We start from the raw sequence: 16,481 nt of genomic DNA on the forward strand, positions 1-16,481 counted from the left end.
GGGGCCGCCTTCGTCAGCGGTGGTTGATGGTGCCGTTGGCTTTGCCGAACATGCCGCTCGCGCTGATGTTCTGGGTGATGTGCATCGTGCTCCGGCCGGTGCCGGCCGCAGTGCGGCCGAGCCGCAGGAGCATCGGGACGCCTACGGCTGCGGCGGCGATGAGGGCAACGGCGGCCCAGAGGGCTTGGCTCATGGCGATCAGTCCCGGGGCTGCGTAGGAGATTCCGATGCCCGCGGCGGCGACGCCCCCGCCGATCGTCGGCGTGAGCAGGGCGGTGGTCTTGGCCCATGTCGGTATCGGCTGTGAGACCGGAACGGGCGGCGGGGGCGGGGCTTGGGTCGGGGTGTAGGCGAGGGTGCGGATGCCGCCGGGGAGGGTGACCATCTGCACTCCGGGCGGGATCTCGTGGGGCAGCATCGCGGGGTGTCCGGTGGGCTGCTGGGGGGTGAGGGTGGTGATCTCGTACGCGGTCTCATGCACGACGGGGCTCCTTCAGCAGCGCGGGCGACACCCCGGGATGTGAGGGGGGTGTCGCCCGTGCTGGCTTGTCGTGTCGCTTGTCGCTTGTCTTGTCTTGTCGCTTGTCGCCTTGCAGGTCACAAGCCGTTTCCGGCCCGCACGGAGTCATCCAGGGCCCTTCTCGAACCGATGACGACAAGCGACAAGCGGTCAGCCCTCGGCGGGGCTGTCGGGGGCGTGGTGGCGGTGGACGTAGCGGGCTTTGGTACCGGCGCCGACTCGGACGGCGGTGCCGTCCTCGGTCCACGTCTTGAGCCAGCCGACCACCGTCTGCCGGGTCGTTCCGTGCTCCTCGGCGAGTGCACGGGCGATCGCCGACGCCCCGGTTCCCTCCGGCCCGGCGGCGAGCAGCAGGCCGAGGGCGGCCTGCCGGGCGGCGTTGTCCTCGCTCTGGAGCGCGGACAGGTTCAGCCCGCCCGTGGCTGGCTGGTCGGTGTTCGTTCCGGGCTGTGAGAACGTCGCGAACTCTGCGTCGATCTGCTCGCGGAACTTCCGGGCCAACGCCTCCTCCGGCGACTCCTGACCGGTCCGCAGCGCGGAGAGGTTCAGTCCGCCCGTAGCGGGTGGACCGGCCTGCTCGGTTGCGGCTGCCGAGGTGGTGGCGGTGTCCCGCATCCATGCCGTGCGCTCCGGATCCCACCGGGAGGCGTAGGCGCTGCCCGCGGCCTTGGTGGACACGTCGTCCAGGGTGGGGTGCATGTCGGTGGTGGCGTGGACGATGTCGCGGATCTGGTTGGGCAGGATCCGCCAGTTCTTGAACAGGGCCGCCGCAGACTCCGGCGTCCCCATGAACCCTGCCCCCTTGAACGGAGCCTGGTCGACGCGGAGCCCGCGGGCCCCGGGGAAGACCTTGCTGAGGTCCATGCCTTCCACCTCACCACCGGTGAGGCAGACCCGGGCCTTGGCTTCGCGGCGGATCATCAGGTTGCCGAGCACAGACCCGGTCGCACCCAGCGCGGTGAGCACGGTGCGCACGCCCATGGCGCGCAGCATCCGGATCACTTCGAGGATCTTCTTCGCGAGTTCCTTCATGGACCGGTCGGTGCTGGTCAGGATCTCCGCACCCTCGTCGACGACCAGCATGATCTGGGGGATCTTCGCGCTGATGGGGAGCTGGTCGGTGTTCCGCTCTGCCATGAGGTCCTGATAGGCGACCTTCCGGCGCAGCCCGATTGCCAGGGCCGCATCGAGCATCAGTACAGCCTCCTCGTAGGTGGAGGCCAGCCAGTCAATGCCGGGCCGGACCCCTTCGACGGGGGCTCCGTTGGTGTCGAGGGCGGGGCGGACCCAGGGCAGGCCGGCCGATCCGGCGTTGAGGTCGATCACCCAGGTGAGCACGTTGGTGGTGCGGGCGAACCCGGCCAGGATGACGTGGACCATGTTGGTCTTCCCGGACCCGGTGGGGCCGACGACCAGCGCGCACTGCTCGCGCAGGAACACGCAGATCTCTTCGGCATTGGTGCGGTACCCCCACGGGATCCCGGTGTAGATCGACAACGGGCTGTAGTTCGACGGGTAAGTACGCTCCTCGGAGAGCACGTTGACCGTGGTCACATCGATCAACACCCGGCCCTGGTGGATGCCCTGCGAGGCAACCGCGGTGCAGCCGTGAGGCAGCCTCGCATCCGCAGACAGCGCGGCGGAGTGCTGCGCGATCCGGTCGTACGTGGTGCCGCCCGGGGGAAGTTCGGCGTCGATCGTGAACCCGGTACCGGTGGGCCAGATCTCCACCGCGAGGACCCGCAGCGTGATGTTGCAGACCCGCTGCACGCGGTCCACCCACTGCGCGGCGATCGCGCGACGTTCGGCAGACAGTTCACGGTTGACCTGGCGTTCATCGGCGGCGATGGCTTCCAGCTCGCGGGCCTCTTCGTAGAGGAGGGTGGAGCGGGCGGCGGCACCGATGCCGACGCCGATCGTGGCGAGCGATCCGAGGGCGGCCCAGGTGAGGGGACCGGTGGTCATGGCCCAGGTGGTCCATCCGGCGCCAACCAGCCAGGATGCGGAGCGCATGGCGATGGTGCGGGCGGCCAGGCGTTCGCGCAGGCTGCTGATGGTGTGGCCGATCGCCCCGGCCGCGCCGACCGTGAGGACCCAGCCCGCGGGCATGCCGGTGGCTGCTCCGGTGGTGGCGACGGCGAGGCATCCGGTGGTGGCGGACAGGGCGCCGGTCACGGGTCCGTGACCGGCAGCCCAGTCCCACACCGGCCCGGTGCTGGCCTGTGTGGTGGTGGTCATGTCAGACGTTCCATCCCTTCTCGGCTTCGGATCCGTTGCGCGGGTCCTCGTGGCGGGCGATGTCCTGTTCGTGGGACTGGCGGAACAGCGGGCCCATGTCCTCGGCGACGGCGACGGCGGCCATGAGGGCGCCGAAGATGTCGTTGAAGCCGTCCGCGACTGCCTTCTCCAGCGGGAACTCCGAGTCGGCCCGCTCGGCCAGGACCCGCATCACATTCGCCACGCTGGTGAGCGCGGCCGGGAGCCCTTCGACCATGGCCAGGATCTCCATGGCGTCCTCGGGGTCGTACTGACCTGCCGCGGACTCCATTTCCGCGGCGTACTCCTCGAACCGGAAGCCAGACACGTTCTCTCCCTCACTCGCACTGGTGGTGGGTGCTGCCGGCGTCAGCCCCGCGGGGCGCTGTGCCGTGTCGCTGATCTGGTCGGTGTCCTCGGTCGCCTCCTGGTCGGCGGCGGCTTCGTCGTCCTGCAGGGCGGCGCGTATGGCGTCATCCCGGTCGTTGCGCTGCTCTCCGGCGGTGCGGGTCATCCGGGCGTAGAGGCGGCGCCCGGGGTACTGCAGCCAGGCCCAACGGAGCTTCCGACCCAGCGGGGTGCTCACCATCCCGACCAGTCCGAGAGCTCCGGCGAGCAGCGCGGCGAACAGTCGGCGCCCCTGAAACCGCGCCGCGGAACGCCACAGGGCCTTGCGGGCCTTCTTCCTGGCCGGTGCCTTACGCACGTCGCCCCGCTGAGCAGCGACCTGCCGGGCGGTCCGCTGGTCGCGTGCCTGTCGGTTGCGCTCGATCGCCCTGCCCTTGACGGCACCGATCCTGCCCGCGGCCTTGCTCACGGACCGGCCGATCGGACCCTTACGAGCCATGGACGCCGACCGGGCCGCCGTCTTGGCACCCCGGCGGGCATCCGCGAGGGAGCGCCGTGCCCCAGCGGTCGCGGACCGGCGGGCGGCCCGCGACGGGGGCGACTTGCGGGCCGAGTCCCGCAACGCCTTGACCTGCCCCGCACGACCCCGAGACTGGCCCGGAGCTCCAGCAGATCCGTGCTTAGTCGGCGTCGTTCCGGGGCTGCCGGGGCCGTTCTTCTGTCGGCTCGCCTTGCCCGTCCCCAGCAGGGAACCGGCAGCGCTTCGGCCGGACTTTCCTCGGCCGCGGCCTGCGGTCTTACTGGTGCCGGCGTTGCCGTTACGGGTCTGGCCCGGCACCCGACCGGATGCGCCGTGACGGGCGTTCCGGCCGGCCGATCCGGTTCCGGCCGCAGCGCGCGACGTTCGGCCGGTGGGCTTGGGGGATTTCTTGTTGGCGCGGTGCTTGCGGGTCGCTGCGGCCGTGCCGAGAACGACGGCGCCGGTGGCGGCGAGGGCCAGGGCGGCCGGGCCTCCAACCAAGGCTGCTGCGGCGAGCAGGGAGGTGGTGGCGTTGGTGCCGGTCACCGCGAGCGGGACGACCGGCCAGCCGCCCGGGGTGTGCTCCACCTCAGCCGTGGCCGGTGCGGGCCTCTGCTCGAGGATCGGGGCGGGGATGTCCGGTGCAGCCGCGGGGGCCACTACCGGGGTGATGGTGGTGTCGGTCATGCTGAGTGCACTCCTTCACGGAGTTAGGGGCCCGGCCGGATCTGTGGTGGTGAGGGCCGGGCCCTGCGAACTTTCAGGCGGCGCACTGTTCTTCGGGGTAGGCGCAGGTCACGCACATGCCGAGCGAAGGCGGGATGCGATAACCGGCGTCCTGGCGGCAGTTCGAGCAGACTTGCTGAGCGGCATTCGCCTTGCCCAGTGCCGCCCACCGGGCCGGAGTCATTGGCCGTACTGGCTTGGCACGGTCGACGCGGTAGAGGTAGGCGACCAAGGGGCCCCGGCGCTTCCGAGGACGTTCGAGCACGGCGGCGACGTCCTGCCCGCCCGGCCGCAGACCTTGGGCACGGAGCTGCCGGAAGGTTGCGTAGCCGGGCGGCGCGAGGCGCCACCGGTAGACCGGCAGGGAACTCACTGGCTCGCGCCCTCAAGCGCCCGGGCTGTGGAGTCGTCGCGCAGTTCCTGGTAGCGGGCAGAGATCCAGCCGATCGACCAGCCGGTCAGCTCGGCCGCGGCCCGCACCGCAAGCCCTGCTTCGAACGCGGACCGGGCGGTTGCCCGGGCCTTCTCCTCGGATTGCTTCTCCGTGGCGGGGCCGGCCGCCAGGAGCGCGGCCCGTTCACGCTCGGCGCGCTCCTGCCGCTCGGCCTGCTCACGGCGTTCACGCTCCTCGTGCTCCCGGCGCGCTCCAGCACGGCGTTGGGCCGCCTCTAGTTCGAGGCGTTCACGCTCGACCTGCTGCTGTTCACGCTCACGTTCACGGCGTTCACGAGTCTCCTGCTCGGCACGCTCCCGGGCCTCGGCCCGCTCGCGCTCCTCACGTCGCGCAGCGTCCTCCCGCGCTGTCTGTTCACGGGTGAGCAGGGCTTCATGGTCGCGCTGTTCACGTACCAACTGGGCCGCGTGTTCGCGATCCTCACGGTCCCGGCGCTCGGCCGCCTCACGGCGCTGGGTGGCTGCCTGCTCGCGCTCTGCCTGCTCGGCTTTCTGCCGGGCCTCCTGAGCGGTCAGCGCGGCGGTAATGGCCTGCCGGTAGGCGAGACCCGTCTCCGCGGTGACGATGAGCAGGAGCGGGGCGACCGCGTGCACGGCCACGCCGACCAGCTCCTTCTTCAACGCGGAGTCGGCCACGTTCAGGGCCAGTGTCATGCAGCCGGTCATCCACCGCAGGACCACCGGCCACCTGCCGCCGTGCCCACCGAGACGGGCCAGGACGGCATCGAGCCGGACCACGATGACAACCGCGGCATCGACTACGAGGGGCAGGATGGGGGCGGTCCACTTCCATCCGACGGGGGTGTGGCGCTCCATGAGCGGGGTCACTGTGAGGATGGAGAAGAGCATCGCTCCGGCCACGATCAGCCACGTCCCGACGGACAGTGCCCTTTCCGCTGAACGGATCTGAACGCTGTTCACGGCATGCCCCCGTCCCGTGAACGCACCCGGATCGAAGCCAGCAGCCGCACCGGCGACGCGTCGTCGCCGTTCGTCTTGCCGTACTCCGTCCACTCCCACTCGGCGCCATCCGTGAACACGAACCCGAGTGCGGCGAGCACCCGTGAACGCTCACCCACCGTGGGCACGACGGGCGTAGGACCGAAGTCATGCTCCGGCCACTGCGACACCGGAACGTCCATCAGCACGACGTACAGACGCCACCGGCCACCACGGTTGGACATCTGCGCGGTGAACGTCTTCATGCGGCCACCGCCGGACCGGCGGTGATGCCCGTCGCGGCCGGACGGCGGGCCCTGCGGCGCGGGCGCCGGCCGGTGGGCTGCGACTTCATCGGCAGCGTCCGCAGCAGCGACGCGGCGTAAGCCGCGGTCTCCGGGTCGCTCTCCCGCAGGTCCGCGAGGACCTCGTGAGCAACGTCCAACCGCGCAGCCCGCTCCACCGCGGACTCCGTGGCCGAACCGGTGAACAGCTCCAGATCGATCCCCAGAGCCAGCTCAATGAACTCAGTCGCGGTAACAGGCTCGCGACCAGCAACGATCATCTTCATGGGTCGTGTTCTCCTTTGACGGTGGACGGCCCAAAAGCGGCCCCGGTGGTGAGACACCGGGGCCGCGCCGTCATGGGGCGGGCTGCCCGCCATGGCAGGCAGCCCGGAAGTGGACGGGTCAGCCGCGCTTGCCGTGGGTGGCGTTCAGCTCGGCGACGGCGTTCTTGCACTTGCCGGAGGTGATCCGGTCGTAGACCTTCTGGCTCCGGGCGACGGCTTTGGGAGTGGTGAGGTCGGTCGACGTGCTCTTCGGCTGCTTGCCGGACATGCGAACTCCTCATGAGGTGGAAGGGGTGGACCCGGCCGGATGCCCCGGCGGCTCCCCTCAGCCCCGCCCGTACAGCCCGCAGAACGGGCCGGACGGGCGGAGGAGGCAACCGGTCGCAGCGTGAGCTGCGGCGTTTAGTAGTTCAGGTGGTCTCTTCCGGGGACGCGCCTGCCGTTTGAAGGAACAGGTCGCTAGGGCCCCGCTGTAGGCAGAGACCTGCCGTCCGGACTGACAAGGGACCGCCCGCCTCTCGGCGAACGGCTGTCCGGCACCCTCCCCCCGGCCAGTGCAGGGCTCCTGGGTCGTGCAATCCACAGCCCGAAGGCCGAGGAGTAACGCCCAAGCAGGCACTCTTATCGGAGCTGCACCGCTTGCTCAACTTGTTGGTACAAGTTGATGCAGTGATGGTGCACCCACGGACCGTCAGGAGTCAAGCGATTGAGGTCCACATGTACCAACAAGTTGAGCGAGTGCGCCATCATGGGGGAATGAGCAAGCAGCCGAAGTACCGGCAAGTCGCGGATGCCCTCCGCCGCGAGATCGACAACGGGACCTACCCGCCTGGGTCCCGCCTTCCTTCGGAGAGCGAGTTGTCAGCTCGCTTCGACGCGTCGCGGAACACCGTGCGGTCCGGACTCGGTTTGCTGGTAACGCAGGGCCTTGTCTCCTCAAGCCAGGGGCTTGGGTACGAGGTGTCCAAGCATGAAGTTTTCGAGCTGAACGCCTCACGGTTCGAGAACCTGGACTTCCCGCAAAACGGTGACGCGTACAGCACCGACGTAACCGCCGCGGGCCGACGGCCCCACCAGATGTTCCGGGTCGAAATCCTGCCTGCGCCGGCCGAAGTCGCAGAGCGGCTGAAGGTAGATGCTCAGTCCCGTGCGGTCCTGCGGTTCTGCCATCGGTACGTCGATGACGTGCCGTGGTCGACTCAGGCCACGTACTACCCCGCCTGGCTCGCAGACGAGGCTCCCAGACTTGCCGAGCCCGGCGACATCGAGGAGGGCACCACGCGCTACCTCGCCGCACGCGGGACCGAGCAGGTGGGGTACTTCGACGAGATCTCGACCCGCATGCCGACGCCAGACGAGGCACGCCTGTTGGAGATCGGCGCGGGAGTACCCGTACTGCTCTGGATGCGCACGGGGTACTCGGCAGAGCGCCCCATCCGCTGCACCATCACGACGTTCCGGGGCGACCTGAACCGGATGAACTACGAGATCGGCGACCAGTCGGCCCGAAACGAGATCGATTCTCAGTGAACATCACACCAGCCCGCCCAGGCGACGTCGCCACACTCATCGCCTTTCGCGAGGAGGCTGCGGCTTGGCTCTCGCGCCTTGGAAGCGATCAGTGGCAACGCCCCTACCCCACCGAGCGGCTCGCCGCCGCCATCGAGGCGGGTTCCGTCTTCATGGTCATGGACGGCGACGTCACCGCCGCCACCATCACCCTCTCGCCGGAGGCGGAAGAGGGCTTGTGGACGGACGAGGAGTTGGCTGAGCCATCCCTCTTCGTCACCAAGCTGACTGTGGGTCGGACACACTCCGGTCAGGACCTGGGAGGCCAGGTGCTCAATTGGGCGTGCGACCGCACCTATCGAGGCGGAGGAGAATGGCTCCGCCTCGACGCGTGGACAACGAACGAACCGCTACAGCGCTACTACCTCCTGCACGGGTTCGAGCACGTCCGTACCGTCCGCGAGGGCGGCGCAGTGAACGGCGGGCCGCGAGTGTCCGGGTGGCTTGCACAACGTCCGGCGGCGCCAACTGACCACGGGTTCCTAGACGTCGCCGTCTGACGCCTCAAGTCACCGAATCACCTGCGCCCGGACGTCGCCCTGCAGCACCGAAGAATCTCTGCTTTGGTGGCCCCAGCCCTAGCTCTGATTCTGCCGAGCTAGGGCTGAGAGTTCTGAACGGGTCAGGAGGCAGATTAGCCGCAGTGTTAACGCTGAGGACGCACGGCGATCGGTACGTCCACCTGCGGCTGCAGAATCTCCAGGCTGCCGCTGTAAGCCCGCACTACCTTATTGTAAATATCGGAATCCTTAGTGGTCGACAAAGAGATGACCAGGGCGTAATCCGTCTTCTCTCTCTGTTCCCCAGCCATCAATTCAACACGTGAGACATGTCTTACGTCGAACACTGGGCGAAGCAAGGATGAAGCTCGAAGATTGATTGACTTATGCTTCGTAGTCTCCCACTTATGCGCACGCTTCCTGAGTGCGTCTTCAGGAATGTAGTCACCATCCTGAAAAAATGACCTGGTGGCAGCATGAATACTGTCTTCTCTGCTGAACTTTTCCGCATGAGGACGAAACACCGGCTCGATTGCGCTTCCGGTATAAGTGCTGGGCGTGCGTGAATCTGTAGCACTACTGATGCAGTATGTAGCGCTCACAGTGACCATTCCCTCAGTCACCTCTTCAGGGAACGGGATGGCCATGCGCACACTTTGCCCGGCTTCGATCGAACCTTGGTAAAGGATTCGAACCGAATTATCGGGACACACCACAAATTCCTCGATCTCATCAGGAATGCGCCCCCACCCTGCTTCCTCGATTGGCACATCGCCCCTGTTTGCGCAATGCACCAGAAGCGCCCTAAGAGCCAAGGGCTTAATGTGACCACCGAAGTGCGCCCTGATTCCTGCCGCCATTCTCAGCGCGGCAGGAGAAGCGAAACTAGTCCCCATAGCTGATTCCAGCTTTCCGCCACTTGCACGTGACGCAAAGTGGAATGGTTCGTAGCTTGACCCACCGAAGCTCAGCAAATCCGGCTTCACCATGCCAGGCGAACGTCCGGGACCCATGGCGCTGTACTCTGCCCGGTCCCAATTTGCACGGTTGCTAGTAGCCGATCCGACGGCCAAAGCGTTAACGCAGTCCGAAGGGATCTGGATGCGCGCATTCCCAGAAAGCCGGTCCGCCTGGCCATTATTCCCTGCAGCCACGGAGAGGAATGTCTGTCCGTCAGACAGGTACTCGTCGAGAACAGCCGTCCACGGGTGCACCTCGTCGTCTTCGATGGTGAGCTCAGGACCCAGACTAAGGTTCACAAAGTCGTAGTTTTTCTCTTCCAATACATCTCGAATTCGTTCGAGAGTGTTGTAGAGGGAATACGACTCTTCCTCTTGACCATCCAGAATTCGATAGTGGTCAATGCTATTAAACGGTCGTGGCGCTGCTTCCCCTGGCTTCAGGCTGCCAAACAATGCCGCAGACGTAACCATATGGCCATGGCCGAGGCATTCGGCCACTTCCGGCCCTACGCCCGCAGAATCAAATGATTTAGCCCACTGAGACATTGGGCTATCACGAGGCAATCCTCCATCAAAAATTGCCATACGAATCGACGAATCGATCGGGCCTTCCGCGGGGAGCGGTGCCGCTGGCACGTCATGGACGATCATGCTGCGTTCAACAGGGTGCATTGTCCGAAGCTTTGGCATCGGGCGAACTACCCGCAAAAACGCGAATTTGCTGAGCCTGTCAAGCTCATCCCGAGATGCGCTAACCGGCATAAAAACCAGTCCCGCCACCGGGATTCTGCGATCCATATCCGCGTGCGCGCCGCAAGTTTCTGCGTAGTGTTCGAACGAACTAAGAATCTTCTCGCTATCAGAGCTTGGCAGGTGCAGGCCTACCTCGAAAAGCATTTCCCCTTGCGCAACTTCCCTCGTGCCGCGCTTCTTGTCCGTGACCGACGGAGCCCGGAGGCATTCAACCACTCGAATTTGTGAGTTGTCTGGGATCCCTCGCCCATCGCCCCAGCGCTCCAGGAGGGCATGGAAATTCGATCGCTTTCCGGCGACAAAGAGCTCTGTAGTTTCCAAGGCTGCCGGCTCACCCTGGCGTGTCCACTTGTCGGGAGTCACGATGGCCCCACGCGACCCGATATATGCAAGCCCGGATTCCCTGAGGAAAACGCCTGGGTGATGCACCTTCGCGATAAACTGTGGGTGAAGTGTAACAATTCCCACGGCTTTATCGTTGGGGCAGGCTTCCGAGGGAAGTGCGTCTAGATCACGAACGGCTACTTCCAATTGGGGCCGTAGGCGTTCCCAAGCTTCATCTGGCGAATAGGGATACTTTGTTTCTCCTCCACCAGGTCGCACTTGGACTGGGGACACGAGTCGCTCACCGTGCCCCAGAAGGAAATTACGCTCTCCAGACATTGTCCCCCCTGATTAAAATTAGTCTGGCTGCCTTTCGCGCTGGTGGCGGCGGATAGTGTCGCGACTAACGCCGGTCAGTTCGCTCGCTCTCCTCTGTGATAGCTCCCCATCGTGCACCAGATCAAGGGCAATATGAAGGCGTTCGGCTTGATCAAGGTGCCGAAGACGATCGTGCCCCAGCTGCAGCAACACTTCGAACAAGCGTTCGCCAGTGAGGGCAGCCCTTCGGCGCCCGGACATTACTAGGCGCTCGGCATCAGCAAACGACGAGCCAGTCAGCACGCGAACCAAGAACCCGATGCCCTCGAGTGGCTCGTCACCGCAGTAATGGCGCAGCGCTTCCTCCAGCTCAACGGGGCCAGGAAGGGGGAAGTTGACAACCACATCGAAGCGCCTCCACACCGCCGGGTCCAGGAGGTCACCATGATTGGTTGCGGCGAGCAGGAGAGAAGTTGCGGGCCAATCGTCGATCTCCTGCAGAAGCACCGTGACCAGGCGCTTGAGTTCTCCCACCTCGGCAGCGTCATCACGCCGTTTGGCGACCGTATCGAGTTCATCCAGCAAGAGGACCGATGGGCTTGACTTGGCGTAGTCAAGTACCTTCCGAATGTTCCCGCCCGTACGTCCCAGGTAGCTACTCATGACCGAGGAAAGATCAAGGACTAGCAGTGGAAGCCTGAGTTCACTGGCTAGCCAGCGCGCAGCCAGTGTTTTACCCACACCTGGCGGCCCCGTGAAGAGCCCCGCGCGGCTGGGAGTTAGACCGGACCTGGCAAGGCGCTCGGCGGCCCTGTGCTCATCGCGCAGCTGCTCGATCTGGGTCTTCACGTGCGGCGCCAGGACGGGGGGTACTGCCGGCCCTAGCTGATCGGCGCGGATCAAGGGGAGTCGGCTGTCGCCGTCGAGGGGGACGGACGCTGCGTTACCCAAGCCCCTCATGGGCGAGGAAGGGCCAGGCGCCGAGCGGAGGAGATCCCGCAAGGAGTCAGCCAGGGACGCATTCTTTTGCTGGTACCGCCTCGCCATGCGCTGCACAAGCGTCTGTACGTCTTGTGCTCGCCCAGCCATCGCGACGCGAGCTAGATGGACTAGATCCTTCTCATACTGCGCATATTCGTCCACTGCTTGGATAGTTGCCTTCTCTAGCATGGCTCCCACAGTAGCTCCTGGTGGACTAATCACTCTCCACGCGCGACAGATTAGTCCACACGTGCGGCATAAGACCAGTCTCGCGGGTGCCACTGACAATCTCAGCAGTGAGACGCGCTAGTGAGGCTGTCGCGTGGACCCTGCCCTCTCCGGAGGTCGATCCCGCCATGACCGCAGCCGATTGAGTCGTCAGCGACAACCAGGTCGTGGCAGGGCCCAGAGACCGACCTGCCCGGCCCCACTGAGCATTGGGACTCACGGCGCGGCTCCCAGCGACAGCCGGAGCGAAGCGCCCCTACGATTGACGAACTCTGGGGGCCAAACGGGGGCCAACGAGCAAGAACGGCTTAAGACGGCACTGGACGTCCACGGACGACACCCACGACCAACTGCCAGGCCAACGAGATGGTTGGGGGAGGACAAGAAGGCCGCTGATCGCGTTCGGGACGAAGAGGCCGTGACGGCAGCCTCTGACGGCAACGTCAGCACACTGAGCCTGCCCTGGACGGCTTCGGAGGCACTCGCCACACCCGGCCCTGGGCTTGATAGGCAGGCGGGCCGCTCGGTTGGTCGAACTCCTAAAGCGGGTGTCGCAGGTTCGAATCCTGCCGGGGGCACAGCACCAAGGGCCAGTTCGGAGGCTTGATCCTCTCGAACTGGCCCTTTCGCGTGATCACGTCAAGCCTCATGAAGGATGAGGGGGGTGGGGATCTACGGCCTGCAACATAGTCCCGAGGTGGCTCCCGGGGACCTTTGTGCCCACCCCCCTTGACCGCGGACCTCGAAGGTTCTCTGACCGGTCTCCATCCACCAGGCAATCTAGCAAGTGGCACCGACAGCGGCCCGGCCCAGGAGGCGCGACGGCGCCTCGCTGCTGTACAGCAGCGGAGTACCGCAACCAGAGCAACCGCGTCCGGCCGCAGGTGGCTCACTGCGGCCCGTAGCGACAGGTGTGACGTCACCGACCGATCCGGTCAGAGCTACGGATCAGAAGCTCCGCGTGCCACAACTGCGCCGGATCGGGCGGGGTTTCCCGGAGAACTGCGGAAGCCTGCAAGGAGAGTTGCCGCCGACTAGCGCCGCCGGCCGGCCGCAGGTCAGACGCCGATGCCCCCCACCTCGCCCCTGAAGAGGTCGCAGGAAGCGGTGGGCCGGTCTGTCGTCAGCCCGCGCTCGTCCCTGAATCCGGGCGGGGCACCAGCACTGCGAGGACCACCGCGTGGGACGACGTCATGACATCGACCACGAATCGCAGGCGCCCGATATCGAGTCGGCGCAATGCCGGACCGTGGTCGGCGGCGACGACGAGAGAGACCGCGAGCAGAAGAAGCCGCCACAGGGCCATTACTGGGCGGCGCGTTACGCGGGGCAGTTTCGCCAGGGAGTCGTGCAGCCGCTCGCAGTGGAACGGGACGTGGCGTTGCTCGTCGGCCAGGATCCGTCCCGCCACGTCCGCAGTGAGAGAGTCGTCGGTGCCATCGCGCAGGGCCCGGTAATAGCGCAGCGCCACCACTTCCGCGGTCATCAGCACCAGCAGTTCCATACGCAGGCCCATGAGACGCCGCAGTCGTACGAAGACCACGTCGCTCCAGTGGCCGGTGAGCGTCGGCATACCCCCCGCAGCCAGCAGCCGGGCAAGTAGACGGGCGTGGTTCTGCTCCTCGGCGATGAAGAGCCGAACCGCTTGCGCATAGTCGGCGTCGCCGGCCTGGTCCGCTTTGCCGATGAGGTTGGCGCCGTCCCCGTCCTCGCCGACCTGGAAGCGCTGGATGCTGGCCCACACCGCCGGATGCAGCGTCGCGCTCTGCCCCCAGTCCGGATCACCCTGCGCGCGTCTGCGCTCACGCTCGTCCTCAAACCGCCTCGCCCACTTGGCGAAGTCGCCCGTATACACCCGGTCCCCTTCTCCGGAACACCACCACCGTGCCCCGGAGAGGAACGACGCAGTGGGACACCAAACCGTTCCACTACTCCCGGGCACCCCCAGTTCACCGAATCACAGGCACGCACCGTGCGAGACACCTGCCCAGCCCTCGTGAAGAGCCGTTTCCCAGCGGGGGTTGACATCGACAACTGACACTGAAATCAACGGGCGGCGGTACAGCCGGCGGGGCCGGAGCCGATGGTGTCGACATCGCGTATATCGCTCACGCCGCAGCCTCCGGAGCGATCTCCTTGATCAGTCCCTCGACCAGTGCCTTGATCTCGTCGCGGATGGGGCGGACGGCTTCCACGCCCTGACCGGCCGGGTCTTCCGGCTTCCAGTCGAGGTAACGCTTGCCCGGGAAAACAGGGCAGGTGTCACCACATCCCATCGTGATGCACACGTCGGACTCGCGGACCGCGTCGACGGTGAGGATCTTCGGGGTCTCGGCCGAGATGTCGATGCCGACCTCGGCCATCGCTTCGACGGCGGCGGGGTTCACGGCGTCGCCGGGGTTCGAGCCGGCGGAGCGGACCTCGACGCGGTTCCCGGCCAGGTGAGTCAGCCAAGCGGCGGCCATCTGGGAGCGTCCGGCGTTGTGGACACAGACGAACAGGACGGATGGCTTGCCGGAAGACTCGGCCATGATGATCGTTCCCTCTCCTCGCACTGCGGGACCAACCACCCATGACTTCAGCCCTCGCTGATATCACCAAGCGGTGATGTGACAGTATCAGCGCATGCTGACTTCAGTCGATCCTGATCTGATTCGGGTGCTGGGCGATCCGCTCCGCCTCCAGATCGTGACCCTGCTGGCGCGCGAGACGCTCTGTACGACGCACCTGGTCGAGGAGACCGGCGCGAAGCAGACCAACCTGTCCAACCACATGAAGGTCCTGCGCGAAGCAGGCGTGGTGGAGACCGAGCCGTGCGGCCGCTTCACCTACTACAAGCTGCGCCCCGAGATCCTCGCCGGCCTCTCCGAGCAGTTCGCGGCCCTCGCCGAGTCCGCTCGCACCGCTTCCGAGAACAAGAGGGCCTGCCCGTGACCTCCGCCGAGCCCACCACCGCCCCCACCGGCACATCGCCGGAGGCCGCAGCGGACGACTCGATCGTCAAGAAGCTCTCCACCCTTGACCGCTACCTCGCGGTGTGGATCCTCATCGCCATGGCTGTCGGTCTGGGCCTGGGGCGCCTCGTCCCGGGTATGAACGACGCGCTGGCGAAGATCGAGGTCGGCGGGATTTCCCTGCCGATCGCAATCGGCCTGCTCGTGATGATGTACCCGGTGCTGGCCAAGGTCCGCTACGACAAGCTCGACCGCGTGACCAGCGACCGCAAGCTGATGGTGTCCTCGCTGGTCATCAACTGGGCCGTCGGCCCCGCCGTCATGTTCGCCCTGGCGTGGATCTTCCTGCCCGACCTGCCCGAGTACCGCACGGGACTGATCATCGTCGGCCTTGCCCGCTGCATCGCGATGGTCGTCATCTGGAACGACCTCGCCTGCGGCGACCGCGAAGCTGCTGCCGTCCTCGTCGCATTGAACTCCGTGTTCCAGATCATCATGTTCGGTGTGATGGGCTGGTTCTACCTGGACCTGCTGCCTCAGTGGCTGGGCCTGGGCGACGGACAGGGCCTCGACGTCCCCGTGTGGCACATCGCGCTGAACGTCATCGTCTTCCTCGGCATCCCGCTCCTGGCCGGCTTCCTCACCCGCCGCATCGGCGAGAAGAAGACAGGCCGCGAGTCCTACGAGACGAAGTTCCTGCCCAAGATCGGCCCCTGGGCGCTGTACGGGCTGCTGTTCACGATCGTCGTCCTGTTCGCACTCCAGGGAAAGACGATCACCTCTCAGCCCCTGGACGTCGTACGCATCGCCCTCCCCCTGCTGGTGTACTTCGCGATCATGTTCTTCGGCTCCTTCCTCCTCGGCAAGGGCATCGGCCTCGCCTACGACCGTACGAGCACCCTCGCGTTCACCGCGGCAGGCAACAACTTCGAGCTGGCCATCGCAGTTGCCATCGCGACCTTCGGCGTCACCTCCGGCCAGGCGCTGTCCGGTGTGGTCGGTCCGCTGATCGAGGTCCCCGTCCTGATCGGGCTCGTGTACGTGGCACTGGCCTGGCGCAAGAAGTTCGCCCCTGCAGCCCTCAACACATCAGGAGGAGAATCCTGATGCACTGCCTCGACTGCCGCGCCGCAGGGACGAACAGCCCCACCTTCGGTATCTGCCAGGGACACGGAGCGCGGCACACGCCCGGATCGCACCCCGGAGTGTGAGATAGCCCTTCACATGGCTCGTCATTTCGGGAAGTGATGGGAGGTCAGGAGCCCTGCCTTGCGCAGCTTCTTCAGATGGTGGGACACGGTCGGCCGGGAAACGCCGACGTCCTGGATGTCGCACACGCACGCCTCGCCACCGGGATGCGAGGCGGCCCTGGAGAACCGCCGCAGCCGCACCGGGTCGGACAGCGCCTTGAACATCGCGGCCACTTTCTCCGCGTCGCCTGGTGACAACTCGGCGGCAGTGATCGGGGGCAGCACGGCACCACAGCATCAGCGTCCAGGACCGGACGCTGCACCCACCCGAATTCGACATGTGTCTATGTTGACACTCATCGATGCAAG

Annotated in this window: 16 protein-coding genes and 1 pseudogene; 4 read left to right on the forward strand and 13 right to left on the reverse strand. The window is 66.1% G+C overall.

The window, feature by feature from the left end:
• Positions 1-13: 13 nt before the first annotated feature.
• The 8 genes from ABZS61_RS10350 to ABZS61_RS10385 all read right to left on the reverse strand — a co-directional run bounded on the left by ABZS61_RS10350 (position 14) and on the right by ABZS61_RS10385 (position 6,601).
• Complete coding sequence (locus ABZS61_RS10350) at positions 14-481, reverse strand: hypothetical protein (RefSeq protein WP_356417733.1); 468 nt, start codon at positions 479-481, stop codon at positions 14-16.
• Positions 482-670: 189 nt separating this feature from the next.
• Positions 671-2,758, reverse strand: coding sequence for a hypothetical protein (locus ABZS61_RS10355; RefSeq protein WP_356417734.1), 2,088 nt, complete (start codon positions 2,756-2,758; stop codon positions 671-673).
• 1 nt (position 2,759) lies between these two features.
• A complete protein-coding gene (locus ABZS61_RS10360; RefSeq protein WP_356417735.1) occupies positions 2,760-4,331 on the reverse strand; it encodes a hypothetical protein in 1,572 nt (523 codons plus the stop codon).
• 73 nt (positions 4,332-4,404) lie between these two features.
• The gene (locus tag ABZS61_RS10365; protein ID WP_356417736.1) at positions 4,405-4,743 is read right to left on the reverse strand and encodes an RRQRL motif-containing zinc-binding protein; all 339 of its coding nucleotides are present in this window, start codon (positions 4,741-4,743) and stop codon (positions 4,405-4,407) included.
• The gene (locus tag ABZS61_RS10370; RefSeq protein ID WP_356417737.1) at positions 4,740-5,744 is read right to left on the reverse strand and encodes a DUF2637 domain-containing protein; all 1,005 of its coding nucleotides are present in this window, start codon (positions 5,742-5,744) and stop codon (positions 4,740-4,742) included. The genes ABZS61_RS10365 and ABZS61_RS10370 overlap by 4 nt, the downstream gene beginning before the upstream one ends.
• Positions 5,741-6,028, reverse strand: a complete 288-nt coding sequence (locus tag ABZS61_RS10375; protein ID WP_356417738.1) for a DUF6303 family protein — start codon at positions 6,026-6,028, stop codon at positions 5,741-5,743. The genes ABZS61_RS10370 and ABZS61_RS10375 overlap by 4 nt, the downstream gene beginning before the upstream one ends.
• The gene (locus ABZS61_RS10380) at positions 6,025-6,333 is read right to left on the reverse strand and encodes a hypothetical protein (RefSeq protein WP_356417739.1); all 309 of its coding nucleotides are present in this window, start codon (positions 6,331-6,333) and stop codon (positions 6,025-6,027) included. Before ABZS61_RS10380 ends, ABZS61_RS10375 begins: the two co-directional genes overlap by 4 nt.
• Positions 6,334-6,451: 118 nt before the next feature.
• Positions 6,452-6,601 carry a hypothetical protein gene (locus ABZS61_RS10385; RefSeq protein WP_356417740.1) on the reverse strand — a complete coding sequence of 50 codons (150 nt, stop codon included), beginning with the start codon at positions 6,599-6,601 and terminating at the stop codon, positions 6,452-6,454.
• A 488-nt stretch (positions 6,602-7,089) separates the two neighbouring features.
• On the opposite strand from ABZS61_RS10385, the gene ABZS61_RS10390 reads away from it, so the two are divergent.
• Together ABZS61_RS10390 and ABZS61_RS10395 are read left to right on the forward strand one after the other, a co-directional pair.
• Positions 7,090-7,863: a GntR family transcriptional regulator gene (locus ABZS61_RS10390; RefSeq protein WP_356417741.1), complete on the forward strand. Its 774-nt coding sequence runs from the start codon at positions 7,090-7,092 to the stop codon at positions 7,861-7,863.
• On the forward strand, positions 7,860-8,402 hold the full coding sequence (locus ABZS61_RS10395; RefSeq protein WP_356417742.1) for a GNAT family N-acetyltransferase: 543 nt from the start codon (positions 7,860-7,862) through the stop codon (positions 8,400-8,402). Before ABZS61_RS10390 ends, ABZS61_RS10395 begins: the two co-directional genes overlap by 4 nt.
• 146 nt (positions 8,403-8,548) lie before the next feature.
• Here the strand turns inward: ABZS61_RS10395 and ABZS61_RS10400 are convergent, their stop codons facing one another.
• The 4 genes from ABZS61_RS10400 to ABZS61_RS10415 form a co-directional block, all read right to left on the reverse strand.
• The gene (locus tag ABZS61_RS10400) at positions 8,549-10,480 is read right to left on the reverse strand and encodes a S8 family peptidase (protein WP_356417743.1); all 1,932 of its coding nucleotides are present in this window, start codon (positions 10,478-10,480) and stop codon (positions 8,549-8,551) included.
• Between the two features lie 318 nt (positions 10,481-10,798).
• The gene (locus ABZS61_RS10405; RefSeq protein ID WP_356417744.1) at positions 10,799-11,608 is read right to left on the reverse strand and encodes an ATP-binding protein; all 810 of its coding nucleotides are present in this window, start codon (positions 11,606-11,608) and stop codon (positions 10,799-10,801) included.
• A 1,483-nt stretch (positions 11,609-13,091) separates the two neighbouring features.
• Positions 13,092-13,823, reverse strand: coding sequence for a ferritin-like domain-containing protein (locus tag ABZS61_RS10410; protein ID WP_356417745.1), 732 nt, complete (start codon positions 13,821-13,823; stop codon positions 13,092-13,094).
• A 253-nt stretch (positions 13,824-14,076) separates the two neighbouring features.
• Positions 14,077-14,499, reverse strand: coding sequence for an arsenate reductase ArsC (locus ABZS61_RS10415; RefSeq protein ID WP_356417746.1), 423 nt, complete (start codon positions 14,497-14,499; stop codon positions 14,077-14,079).
• A 94-nt stretch (positions 14,500-14,593) separates the two neighbouring features.
• On the opposite strand from ABZS61_RS10415, the gene ABZS61_RS10420 reads away from it, so the two are divergent.
• Together ABZS61_RS10420 and arsB are read left to right on the forward strand one after the other, a co-directional pair.
• Complete coding sequence (locus tag ABZS61_RS10420; RefSeq protein WP_356417747.1) at positions 14,594-14,902, forward strand: metalloregulator ArsR/SmtB family transcription factor; 309 nt, start codon at positions 14,594-14,596, stop codon at positions 14,900-14,902.
• Positions 14,899-16,029: an ACR3 family arsenite efflux transporter gene (arsB, locus tag ABZS61_RS10425; RefSeq protein ID WP_356417748.1), complete on the forward strand. Its 1,131-nt coding sequence runs from the start codon at positions 14,899-14,901 to the stop codon at positions 16,027-16,029. Before ABZS61_RS10420 ends, arsB begins: the two co-directional genes overlap by 4 nt.
• Positions 16,030-16,178: 149 nt before the next feature.
• Here arsB and ABZS61_RS10430 read toward each other — a convergent pair.
• Positions 16,179-16,420, reverse strand: a pseudogene (locus tag ABZS61_RS10430) (metalloregulator ArsR/SmtB family transcription factor); the annotation flags it as partial.
• Positions 16,421-16,481: the final 61 nt, after the last annotated feature.

The sequence above is a fragment of the Streptomyces sp. NPDC005566 genome, from assembly GCF_040605575.1.
Classification (GTDB): domain Bacteria; phylum Actinomycetota; class Actinomycetes; order Streptomycetales; family Streptomycetaceae; genus Streptomyces.